Here is an 11,818-nt window from a genome sequence, read left to right on the forward strand (position 1 = left end):
CTAATAAATCATATTTAATTGTTAATATAATTTCCATTTTCTTACTTTCTTACTTTTGAATATAACTGGAACAAAATATCCTCTGTCCCTTTTATTGAAGTATAACTATATACTCTTTTGAGTATTAAATTCATTTGTCCATACCTCCTCTTTATCTACAAACCAGCCTTGATTTTGCAAGTGAGGAATAAAGTAAGTTTTTTCATTTACAGGAATATTGTGTATTTGAAAGTATTCTAAAAGTTCATCTAATTCTTTTTGAGAATAAATGTTTATTAAAAGGTAGTTTCGGTTTTTAAATTGAATAAACAAATTCTTTCTTAAAAGTGAAAAAGGTTCACCTGATCTGTATAAACGGAATACTTTATATGGCAATACAAAAATAAGATACGTTAAAAAGTAACGAATAAAAATAGTTGCCTTTCCAATATGTACTCCGATAGAAGACTTACGATAGAGTTGCCATGATGAGAGATAATGCAATCTAGCATATCTATCCTGCAACTCAGCGATAACGCAAAATGAGATACGCTCTATTGAATCAGTTGAGAGATCAAATTCGGTTTTAATACCTTCTTTGTCATAAAAATACTCTATATATTGAAATTTTTGATTATAAAATTTAAAATGACTCGGTTTCTTTTGAAAATATTTAGGAAGCTTATATAAAAAATAAACAAACCATAGCATAAGAACAGCTACAATTACTTTACGAAAAAATTCAAAACTTCCGTAGTTTATTTTTTCTAGTTCCCCATTTTGAATATCCATCACCCATAAAACTACGACAACTAAAAAAATTAACATAAGTAAAGATAATTGAAAATAAGCTCCATAATCTTTTATCGTTATTGGATCCTTATCATAGTCCCGTTTTTTATTTCTGCTTTCTATCAAATCTTCTTTCCTTCCCCTTTTAGTCTGAAGGATTATAACAAAAGAAAAATTTATTACACAGAAAGTTAAAATCTTATAATCTAACATAATTTTTTATGTTGGAGAAGTTCTTATAAAGTTATATATTTTATAAGGTTTTCTATTTAGCACTATTCTGTCATATATTTAGATAGTTTTACCCTGACAAATTCGTTTACTTCACTATCCCAAACACTTAAATCCACAATATAACAAAGTACAACACAAGTATAATTGAATCACTCCAATACCTACAAATGTACTAAACGCACCCCCAAGGCTGATGAATAGACTAGATTTATAAGGATATTTTTTTATAAACAAACCAAAAACCAAAGCTCCAACTAATGTACCAGGAATTGAAAAGAAGTATCCAAGCCATGCCATTGCATCAGATGGTCTTGAAATCCAAATATCATAAGCAACTAGATGTAAGGTCATAATGAGAGAGGATCCAATAATAACACCTAAATTTATTCTTACAAAATATAATATACAAAGAATAATTCCCTGTGGCCCCCAATAATATAAAAAATTCGATAAAAAAAACTTATTATGAGGTGTGATAACAATTGCTGTGCAAATTCCTAGAAAAACAACAAGGATAGTAAAAAAACGTTCATTTAGTTTAAAATTCAAAGTTTATTCCCCATCCCTTTTTTTTATGTATTTATTGTAAAGTTTTTCATTTAAGGTCGGAACTTTGGTTATGTAATAATGATATTTTAAGTAAGGAAATGATTTTTCAGCTATATTTTCATATTTTTGTTTACATATCTCCCAAGCCCAAGAACTAAAGTATCTATTCCCCAACGCAAGATCAGGAGCAATGTTGTAAAAGAAAGGCATATACCTTCTGTTATACGCAATAATTTTTCCTATGTTATTGTCAATAACTTTTGTCTCATCCGAGTAAAGAAACTTCTGTGCCAATGCATTAAGTTTAACCTCATTAAATCTAACCGTATAATTCATCTTCGGCATACTTTTTTTAAGATAGATTTGTTCATTTTGTATACACTGTTGTGTAAAGTTTGGAAAGTATTTATTGTAGAGTCTATTTGACTCTAAGTCTCTTATTCTCAGTAATAATTGCTCCTTTTTATCTATTAAACTTTGAATTTTTGGTGTATTTATAATGTACTTATAATAAATCATCTGTTTAAGCTTATCTCTATGCTCTTTTTTTAGCCATACACTATAAAGATGAAGCATCTTCTCTTGTCTTTCTTTTGATAATTGTTCAAACTCCTCTTTTGTGTAGGTGTAGATCTTTTCTCCTATTACCAAGTCACTTATCTGATTACTTAAATCAGTTAGCTCTTTTTTAAGTGATTTTTTTTGTTCATTTTGTATTTTTTTTTCTTGCATGTACTGAGCATAAAGCTTGCTATCTTTACTACATTCATATACATACACTTTTCCATCATTCCCGTTTAAAGCCATTGTCTTTAAATACACACCATCAAGATAATTAGTTATCATCAGTTTTCTATCCTCTTCACTAAATCCTGGATAGACATTGTCCTCCCAATAAATACTTTTTGGATACTCCACTTTTTCCATAATATATGTTTTAGGATGCGGAGAACTTACGCAGTAGTAAGCCCCGAGAAGGTTTGTAATAATGATGTCGTAGGTGGGTATTAATATCAAGATAGCCAAAATTATATGGTGTACCCATTTTCTTTGACTGAAACGTTTAGTGAGTTTATAGATTCCTATAGCTACTAAAATATAAATTAGTAAAAAAAACCCTAATATCATTCCCATGTTATTTTTCCCCTTCTTTTCTCCGAACAATTATAACAAAAAGAAAAATGGATTATTTGCATATAGAAAATTAATTAAAATGTATCACCAAATTATATATGCTTTTATAGCGGTTTGTAGTGAAATTTTATATAGCTCCGGCAAAACCTTATAATCTAACATATTTTATAAGGTTATCCACTATAGCGACGTTTGTGAGCCATAAATCTATTCTCTTCGTGAGAAAACCTTATAAAATGTTCTATATAGAAGGTTTTATCATGAAAACATAAACCCAAATGAATTTAAAAACTTGTAGCTTATTTCATTGAATTTATGTGTTTTTAATTGGAACTTACAGTTCCATAAGCCTCTCAAACATCTCCTTGATCTCACTCTCATGAGAGATCAAAAATATCTGNAAGGTTTTATCATGAAAACATAAACCCAAATGAATTTAAAAACTTGTAGCTTATTTCATTGAATTTATGTGTTTTTAATTGGAACTTACAGTTCCATAAGCCTCTCAAACATCTCCTTGATCTCACTCTCATGAGAGATCAAAAATATCTGTCTATAGTGTTCTTTGATGGTATGGAACGCTCCCATAATCTCAAATGATACTATTTTTATTCATTCTCAATCTCTTCAGGTAACTCCAATGCCTCAATATTTCCCAGCGCTCCGGCCCCAGCAATCCCCTGTAGTGAACCATACATCTCTGTAGTGTTCTGAAGGACACCGTCTATAAGTTTCTGACGGCGTTTCCAGCTTGCCATAAGAGAGCGGCGTTCCTTATCCAGTTCTTGTTGCATCGACATAAATCCATCTACGATAGCTTTAAGTTGCATACTAAATTCGTTACCCGTCAAGTAGTTGTAGAGGAGCGTCATCTTATCACTTTTATTCTCCTCTTTTTGTACGCTCAAATGTACACGTATCAGGCTTTCCCGCAGAAGGGATGCTGAACCTTTAAATTCATCAAGACTGCACACCCAGATACCATCCACAAAGCCCATCCTATCCATTCCATTAGGATAAACCGATGTCACAAGAACGCCCAGGTCTGCATTGACCTTGAGCATATCCTGCTTAAGCTTACTGACCCAAGTATCACTCCATGCTTTGGTATTTTTACTCTCATAACAGATGGTCCCACAGTTTTGCAATTCCCTGGTGTGTATGGTCTGTATACAGTCTGCACCAAAGGCGCCTTTTTTTACCTCATCTACCGTATCAAAAGGAAACTGGGAAGAGAGCCAGGACTCAATAAGAAGTTCCAATGCCTCTCCTTGTATCTGCATCGATCCCTGCTCGGATTTTCTTTTGGCATCTTCAATACTCTTTGCCATCTGTGCTATCTTCTCATCTTTGGCTTTTAACTCAAGCTCACTTGCCTCTTTTGCTTCTTTGAGGGCCAGCTCTTTCATTTCCATTGCCTGTTTTGCCAACTTCTCTTTTTCAAGCTTTAATTCTTCACTTAAAGCCTTCTGAGCCTCGACCTTTGCCACCGATGCGATCTCATCTTTTTCACGTTTAAGTTTTTCTATCATTGCTTTTGAAGCATTGAGTTCTTGGACTTGCTTAGATTTCTCTTCAAGCTCTTTTTGCAGTAGTGCTACTGACTCACGCTGTTCCTCTACCAGTTCACGTTTAAGTTCATCCATGAGCTTTGTACGTTCAATTTTGAGCTGTTCTTTCGTTGCTTTTTGCAGTTCTTCATCAAACTTCTCTTTCTCTTCTTTAAGCGCATCTTCTTTCGATTTAAGCATATCAAGATGAGCTTTGTACTCTTTACGTTTGGCTTCGATTTCATGTTGAAGCTTTTTCTGGTCTGCTAAATGCTGTTGTTTGAACTTCTCTTCTATCTGATGGTAAAATATCTCATCAATATCAATTTTGGTTCCGCAGTTGGGACACTTTATACTGTTTTGCGTAGACATAACACTTCCTAAATTCTAATTCCTATAATCATATCAGAAAAGTATCTAGAGTAGTCTAAATATGTCAAATTGACATGCTTTGTTTTATCAATGTAAAAAATTATAAAAATGCAAGCAGAGAAGCGGTTACTGCGACATTAAGAGACTCAACACCACGCTGCATAGGTATGGCTATGCTTTTATCACACAGATCTTCTACACGCTTGCTGACACCTTCACTCTCGTTACCAAGCACAAAGATGGTCTTGTTGCTGTAGCTCTGCTCTTTATAAGAGTTTGATGCATGCGATGAGAGTGTATAAAGAGATGCACCTTTGCTTTGAAAAGACTCAAGCGTCTTTTCAAGATCGGTCGTTTTGATGATAGGCATTTTAAAGAGTGTTCCCACACTAGCTTTGATCACCAAAGGTGATATCTGTGCCGCTCCTTTGGTAGGAAGCAAGATGGCATCTACATTACCTGCTGCGCAAGAACGAATGATCATGCCCAGGTTCTGGGGGTTTGTTATGCCATCGAGTGCAATGATACGATACGTATTATGGGCATCCAGGAAGCTCTCTTCATCACCGAAATGTTCAAGTACGATATCAAGGGCTACACCTTGGTCCTGTTTGGCATTTTTAGAGATACGTGATAGTGCCTGCTTATCGTGATAGGCTACTTCGATACCTCTTCTTTGAGCGATCTCTTTCATCTGTTCCAAAACAGTGGCATCTTTGTTAGATTTTGAGAAGTGGAGTTTGTGAATTGTGACAGCATCATCTTCCAGTGCTTCCATCACGGCATTACGTCCGTAGATGGTTAGCACTTTGTCAAAAAAAGACTTCTTTGCCAAATATTCTGGAGAATCTTTCAATTAAGCGTTTCCGTCCCAAGCGATCTTAGGCTTTCCGTTCGTATCAAATTCAACAGCAGGCATCCCCATGATGTTAAACCCTGCATCCACATAATGGATCTCACCTGTGACACCGGAACTGAGGTCTGAAAGCAGGTACATACCAGAGTTTCCTACCTGATCGATAGTCACATTTTGTTTAAGTGGTGAGTGGTGCTGATTCCACTTGAGCATAAATGAGAAATCACCTATCCCTGCTGCTGCAAGGGTCTTGATAGGTCCTGCTGAGATGGCATTCACACGGATACCATCTTTACCAAGATCTTCTGCAAGATACTTTGTCGTCATCTCCAATGCTGCTTTAGCCACACCCATAAGGTTATAGTTAGGGATGTATTTAACCCCACCGTAGTAGCTGAGTGTCAATACCGAAGAGTTATCAGAAAGGATCGGCTTTAACTCACGTGTAATTTCGATGAGTGAATAGACAGAAATGTCCATCGCCACATCAAAAGCTTCTTTAGAGATATCATAGAAACGTCCGCTTAGTCCCTCTTTAGGTGCAAATGCGATTGAGTGCACGATAAAATCGATCTTACCAAAATCTTTTTCAAGAGACTCTTTGAGTGCTTTGATCTCTTCTGGTTTGCTTACATCACAAGGGTACAATCTTGCCCCGCACCCTAGATCTTCTGCGATAGGAGCCAGTTTTTGCTCAAATCTTTCATTCAAGAAAGTAATGGCCATCTCTGCACCCTGCTCCTGACAAGATTTTGCAATACCGTATGCAATAGACTTTTTGTTAGCGATGCCTAAAATAACACCTTTTTTACCCTTCATTATCATATAATGCTCCATAGAAATTAATGCGATAATTTTAACGCAATAATGGTAAAATCTAAAACTATATTTATCATAAATCAAGGAAATAGATGAAAAAGATACTTATTATGAGTACAGGTGGCACATTTAACAAGATTTATGACCCGATCAAGGGTGAATTTATCATAGATGTAGAGTCACAAGCCTTGAATGAGATCGCAAAAAAATGGCTGTGTGAATTTGAAATAATGAACCTCATAGGCAAAGACAGTCTTGACATGACCAATCATGACAGACTGGAACTTCTGGCGACGATCAATCAATCTGAGTACCATCATATACTGATCGTACATGGTACAGATACCATGGATGTAACAGCTGAGTATCTCGCGGATGCAGATATCGAAAAATGTATCGTCCTTACAGGTGCTATGGTTCCCTACAGTGTGGACCCGGTAGAAGCCACTGCCAACCTCTGTTCTGCCTATGGATATCTCAATGCCTTAAATAAAGAAGGTGTTTTCATTGCTATGAACGGCATGATGGGAACCTATGACCAGATAAAGAAAGACAGGTTCAAAGGAAAATTTACAACACTTTAACCATCGCATACTGTTTAACCTTTGTTAAATTTAAACTGCTATGCTGAAATAAAATACATAAGGTTCAATATTATGGAAAAAGATTTTAATGGTGTTTCACTCCTGCGAAGCATACGTATTTTACTTTTGATCCTGATCACTTTGTTCGCCCTTTTTTTATTCCTGCCAAGTATTGAAAATATATGGGCATCCCTACAGTCAGAACCAAGATCCATCACCGCTAGAGGATCACTTTCAGCTAGCGAAAAAACCAATATAGAGATCTTTCAACAAAGCAGTCCTTCCGTGGTTTACATCACAACACTTGAAGATACGCTCAATCTTTGGACGCGTGACATTACCCGTATACCTCGAGGTACAGGATCAGGTTTTATATGGGACAGGCAGGGACACATCATTACCAATTATCATGCCTTGCAAGGTGCTTCCGCGGTAAAAATACGGCTCAGTGACCAGCGTACCTTTAATGCCACGCTCATCGGAGCAAGTCCGGAACATGATCTGGCGGTTTTACGTATACCTATGATACCCAATATGCCAAACCCTCTTTCTATCGGTACAAGTCATGACCTGCAGGTCGGACAGATGACGTATGCTATAGGGAATCCATTTGGTCTTGATCATACACTCACCACTGGTGTAGTCTCTGCACTCAATCGCACTCTGGTCAATAACAATGGTTCGACCATTGAGGGACTGATTCAAACAGATGCAGCTATTAATCCGGGAAATTCCGGCGGACCTCTACTGGATAGTGCCGGTAGATTGATCGGTATCAATACGGCGCTCTACAGTCCTTCAGGCACCTATTCAGGTATTGGTTTTGCCGTACCTGTGGATACCGTGAACCGTATCGTACCACGGATCATTAAAGAGGGTCACTACCAAAGACCAAAACTGGGCATCACCATAAATGAAAACCTGAATAAAAAGATCACCAAAGAGCTGGACATTTCTGGTGTTGCAGTCATAGAAGTTCAGCCAAATTCAGCGGCAAAGAGATCAGGCCTTAGAGGGGTTACTATACAAAATAATACACTCATCTCTGGAGATATAATCGTCGGGATAGACCAACATCAGATAGAGACTACCCAAATGCTTCTCTCTACACTGGAGAGATATGATATCGGTGATACAGTACAGGTAAAAATTTTTAGAAAGGGTCAAGTAAGAGAAGTATCTCTTACATTGGAATAACTGTTTTCCTTAACGATGGTTATCCACGGTTGGAGGAATGATATCTCCACTGGCCTGCATACTGAGTGCTTCGGGATATTTTCTGTAGTGCTGTCGTACAGCATATGCTAATGCTTTTTTGGTGTTTTCTTCTACAGGTGTCGGCATCTCATCAGGTAAAGCTTTCAGTAATGCTTGAACCAAGAGATCTTGAGGCTGAGGCATTTTTTGTACCCATGAAGCCAAGAGATCCCTGTTCACATGAGAAGGGATGGAACCCATGATACCTACATCATTCTGATCATGTACCAACAGACCAGATGTGGTGCCTCTATCCAGTGTAAGTACCTGGAAAAGATAGAGTGTATGATACGCCAGTTGTTCTTCTTTCTCTTCCTCTGTAAATGTAGGATACTCCATGAGTTTTTTCGAAATAATGTCAATATATGTCTCTATCACTCTTTCACCTACTTTCAGGACAAACGCTTTGTCTTCTTCAAAGTTTCCGCTATTGTAACCTTCAAGATAAAAATGGCTTACACCGCGATGTCGTCCCAGTACCGGGATATAAAAATATCTGTCACCCTGTGCGGCACCCTCTTCATACAATGCACCTATAACGTTTTTAAGTGTTTGGGAAAAATGCTTTTTATCTGCATCCGATTCACCTAGAAGCGAAGGGTTGAGATCCGCCATGACACGCCAATACCCTTCTCCATCTTTCATCTGTGTCCAAGAGATATGCATATGCATAGAAGGGGCATGGGGATTACGCGGGTGAATGATCGTAGAGATAGCAGTGGCTGAACCTAACTTTTTACTCTCATCGTCATCATAATGTACTTGGGAAATATTGACCGAACCTCTGTCATAGACAACGGTGTCTCTGGCTTCATATCTTACACCGCCACCGTGTTCTCCGCCGTCACGTTCCCATGTGACAGCTTCACATGACCTGCCTTTTCCAAACTGTAACGCAACAGCGTTCAATTTTGAGACGAAATAAGCCTGCAATCCGTCTACAAGACTGTATGCTTCTTTTGCTTGAGGTGATTTTGCACGGATTATCATGGTCATTTCCTTTATTTTTTATGGCATTATATCATAGTAATTTTTATTTCATTTCGTTACAATACCCACATAATAATTTACAAGAAAGGGCACAATGAAACGACATTTTTTATTAACGATATTGGCTGCATTTGGATTCTCTGGGTGTACAAGTTCTATAGGTCATCTCATAGAACCAAAGAAACCAACTCAAACAACCCAACCGACACAACAGATTCAAACACCAAAGACACAGTATGATTATGAAGAGCCCACTCCTGAAAAGAAAGAGGCGTATGAAAACACCATGAGAAAAATAGCCTCAGGTATCCAAGATGATCCTAATTATAAGCGACTTTCGCTCAATACAAATGAAAAAAAAGAGTGGTTTAAAAAATTGACCTACCGTCTATGGGATAGACAGATCACTAGACATCAATTTATTGCAGAGGGACTAAAAAGATATCCGGACCATGGATATGAACTGAATTTTATTGTCAGAGGGTTTACCTTTGAATAAACCTCTGCTACGCATAAAGAATCGGGTCTACACTTCCCGCTTCTTCAAATCCTTTTAATCTCAATCGACAGCTGTCACACACACCGCAAGCCTTCTCTTCTGATTTATAACAACTCCATGTATCTTTCAATGGGACATGAAGCTCTAAAGACTTTTGAACGATCTCGCTTTTTTTCAAATCCACCAATGGCATTCGTATCTCCAGATCTGTTTCATCTTTTGTACCCAGGTTGATCGCTTTTTGCATCTGTTTGATATAACTCTCACGACAGTCAGGGTATCCTGAACTGTCTTCTTCTACCACACCGATAAAAAGTGCCTGCGCACCATGTTTCTCAGCCACTGCAGCAGCAATGGAGAGAAAGATACCATTTCGAAAAGGCACATAGGTCACCGGTACACCCTTTTCTAACCCTCCCGTCGGTACATCAATGCTTTGATCTGTCAAGGCAGATGCACCGATCTGCTCAAAAAAAGGCAGATCGATCTCATACGTTTCAGAGGCATCAACTGCCGATGCGATCTTCCGGAAACATTCAAGTTCTTTATCCTGTGTACGCTGTCCGTAGTTAAAATGCAAAGCGATAATTTCATACCCTTCATTTTGCGCTATTTTAGCACTCAATGTACTGTCCATACCTCCGGAAATAATACATACTGCTTTTTTCATAAACATGTCTCCTTTTCACAGAGCTAAGCCCCGTGAAAATTGACCTAAGGGAATACCCTTGGTGCCTTTCACTAAAGAGCATAGCCATTGGCTCAAAAATATTTATAACTATTTTAAGATTTACTGCCATTTTACCAAGATTTGGGTAAACTTCCTGCATGATAGACTTAGATAATCAAACATCACTGGCAGTGGATCTGGAAGCTTTAGAGAAGATTGCAGATACGCTTTCTACCAAAGAAGTAGAGCTGATCATTACTGATGATAAGACCATGCAGGAACTCAATGCAGAGCATAGAGGTAAGAACAAGGTAACAGATGTACTCTCATTTCCTATGGAGACACCTTTTACAGAGCAATCAATCTTTGGAATGCCCTTAGGCTCTATCATTATTGCAGAGTCTTTTGTAAAAGAAAAGGCTGTAGAATTCGGACATACAGTTCAAGATGAACTCTCACTTTTGTTCATTCATGGCATGCTGCATCTTCTGGGCTTTGACCATGAAAAGGATGAAGGTGAAATGAGGATAAGAGAGAAAGAGATCATAGAGGAATTTGATCTGCCTAACAGTCTAATCGTAAGAACAGAGGAGTCTTAAGTTGAGTTTTGTAATTTTTGTTATTGCCATGGGTGTATTGATCTGGGGTGCTGACCTCATTATAAACCAAAGTGAACGTATCGCTTTAAAGTTCAACATTCCAGAATTTATTATCGGTGCAACGCTCATTGCCCTTGGTACTTCTTTACCTGAGATGGCAGCGAGTATCGCTGCCAGTGTAAGTAATAAACCGGATATAGCCATAGCCAATGTCATAGGAAGTAATGTACTGAATATCACCCTTGTACTCGCAGCTGTTTTTCTTATAGCCACAAAGATCAACCCAAGCAGAGACTTTTTTGCCAAAGACAGCACCTGGGCACTGGTACCGGTACTGGTCTTTATATTGATGATACTGGATGGTGTGATCACAAGGTTTGATGCGTCACTTTTGTTACTTTTAATGGGTGCATACCTTGTCTTTTTGCTTCAAGATGCCAAAAATATTCCTGAAGAGGATTTAGATGATCTTGATATAGTTTCGTTCTCCTGGCCAAAGAGTATAAGTATACTCTTTGGCGGATTTGTACTTGTGATCATTGGTGCACATTTTACCGTAGAAAGTGCTTCAGACATCGCTAAAAGCTTTGGGATCTCAGAGTGGATCATAGGTATCATTATGGTTTCACTGGGGACATCACTACCGGAATTGGTTGTAAGTATCTCTGCAGCGGTGAAAGGTAAAGTGGATATGGCTATAGGAAATATCATCGGTTCAAATATGGCAAATACGACCGTGGTTCTTGGTGCAGCAGCCTTGACAAAACCTATGGGTATCAATGCACCTGCCTATATCTTTGATATTTCTACTATGATCGTCGCAACACTACTTCTTGTATTTATTACAGCCAACAAACTCTACAACAAATCAGCAGGCATCAGCCTCATCATTATCTTAGGACTCTTTTTAAATAATACGCTACAAAATATGTAA

General features: G+C 37.7%; 13 protein-coding genes. 5 read left to right on the forward strand and 8 right to left on the reverse strand.

The annotated features are described in order from the left end of the window. Positions 1-105: 105 nt before the first annotated feature. From PF327_RS08955 to fabI, 6 genes are all read right to left on the reverse strand, one after another. A complete protein-coding gene (locus PF327_RS08955) occupies positions 106-897 on the reverse strand; it encodes a hypothetical protein (protein ID WP_289402223.1) in 792 nt (263 codons plus the stop codon). 201 nt (positions 898-1,098) lie between these two features. Then, a complete protein-coding gene (locus tag PF327_RS08960; protein WP_289402224.1) occupies positions 1,099-1,554 on the reverse strand; it encodes a hypothetical protein in 456 nt (151 codons plus the stop codon). Positions 1,555-1,557: 3 nt separating this feature from the next. Continuing rightward, positions 1,558-2,688, reverse strand: a complete 1,131-nt coding sequence (locus PF327_RS08965; protein ID WP_289402225.1) for a hypothetical protein — start codon at positions 2,686-2,688, stop codon at positions 1,558-1,560. A gap of 608 nt (positions 2,689-3,296) precedes the next feature. Further along, positions 3,297-4,610, reverse strand: coding sequence for a DUF2130 domain-containing protein (locus tag PF327_RS08970; RefSeq protein ID WP_289402226.1), 1,314 nt, complete (start codon positions 4,608-4,610; stop codon positions 3,297-3,299). 100 nt (positions 4,611-4,710) lie between these two features. Next, positions 4,711-5,466, reverse strand: coding sequence for a 23S rRNA (guanosine(2251)-2'-O)-methyltransferase RlmB (gene rlmB / locus PF327_RS08975; protein WP_289402227.1), 756 nt, complete (start codon positions 5,464-5,466; stop codon positions 4,711-4,713). After that, positions 5,467-6,291, reverse strand: coding sequence for an enoyl-ACP reductase FabI (fabI, locus tag PF327_RS08980; RefSeq protein WP_008243407.1), 825 nt, complete (start codon positions 6,289-6,291; stop codon positions 5,467-5,469). Between the two features lie 86 nt (positions 6,292-6,377). Between fabI and PF327_RS08985 the strand changes: the two genes are divergently transcribed. Beyond that, positions 6,378-6,869, forward strand: a complete 492-nt coding sequence (locus tag PF327_RS08985; protein ID WP_289402228.1) for an asparaginase domain-containing protein — start codon at positions 6,378-6,380, stop codon at positions 6,867-6,869. Between the two features lie 72 nt (positions 6,870-6,941). Further along, entirely contained in the window at positions 6,942-8,066 is a 1,125-nt protein-coding gene (locus tag PF327_RS08990; RefSeq protein ID WP_289402229.1) for a S1C family serine protease, read from the forward strand. A gap of 9 nt (positions 8,067-8,075) precedes the next feature. Here PF327_RS08990 and PF327_RS08995 read toward each other — a convergent pair whose 3' ends face one another. Then, positions 8,076-9,122 carry a coproporphyrinogen III oxidase gene (locus PF327_RS08995; protein ID WP_289402230.1) on the reverse strand — a complete coding sequence of 349 codons (1,047 nt, stop codon included), beginning with the start codon at positions 9,120-9,122 and terminating at the stop codon, positions 8,076-8,078. 88 nt (positions 9,123-9,210) lie between these two features. On the opposite strand from PF327_RS08995, the gene PF327_RS09000 reads away from it, so the two are divergent. Then, positions 9,211-9,615 carry a hypothetical protein gene (locus tag PF327_RS09000; protein ID WP_008243411.1) on the forward strand — a complete coding sequence of 135 codons (405 nt, stop codon included), beginning with the start codon at positions 9,211-9,213 and terminating at the stop codon, positions 9,613-9,615. Between the two features lie 7 nt (positions 9,616-9,622). Here the strand turns inward: PF327_RS09000 and queC are convergent, their stop codons facing one another. Then, positions 9,623-10,285 (reverse strand): 7-cyano-7-deazaguanine synthase QueC, encoded by a 663-nt coding sequence (gene queC / locus PF327_RS09005; protein ID WP_289402231.1) that lies wholly within the window; start codon positions 10,283-10,285, stop codon positions 9,623-9,625. A 158-nt stretch (positions 10,286-10,443) separates the two neighbouring features. On the opposite strand from queC, the gene ybeY reads away from it, so the two are divergent. Both ybeY and PF327_RS09015 read left to right on the forward strand, forming a co-directional pair. Continuing rightward, entirely contained in the window at positions 10,444-10,884 is a 441-nt protein-coding gene (ybeY, locus tag PF327_RS09010) for an rRNA maturation RNase YbeY (RefSeq protein WP_289402232.1), read from the forward strand. Position 10,885: 1 nt separating this feature from the next. Continuing rightward, a complete protein-coding gene (locus PF327_RS09015) occupies positions 10,886-11,818 on the forward strand; it encodes a calcium/sodium antiporter (protein WP_008243415.1) in 933 nt (310 codons plus the stop codon).

This window comes from Sulfurovum xiamenensis, assembly GCF_030347995.1.
Classification (GTDB): Bacteria; Campylobacterota; Campylobacteria; order Campylobacterales; family Sulfurovaceae; genus Sulfurovum; species Sulfurovum xiamenensis.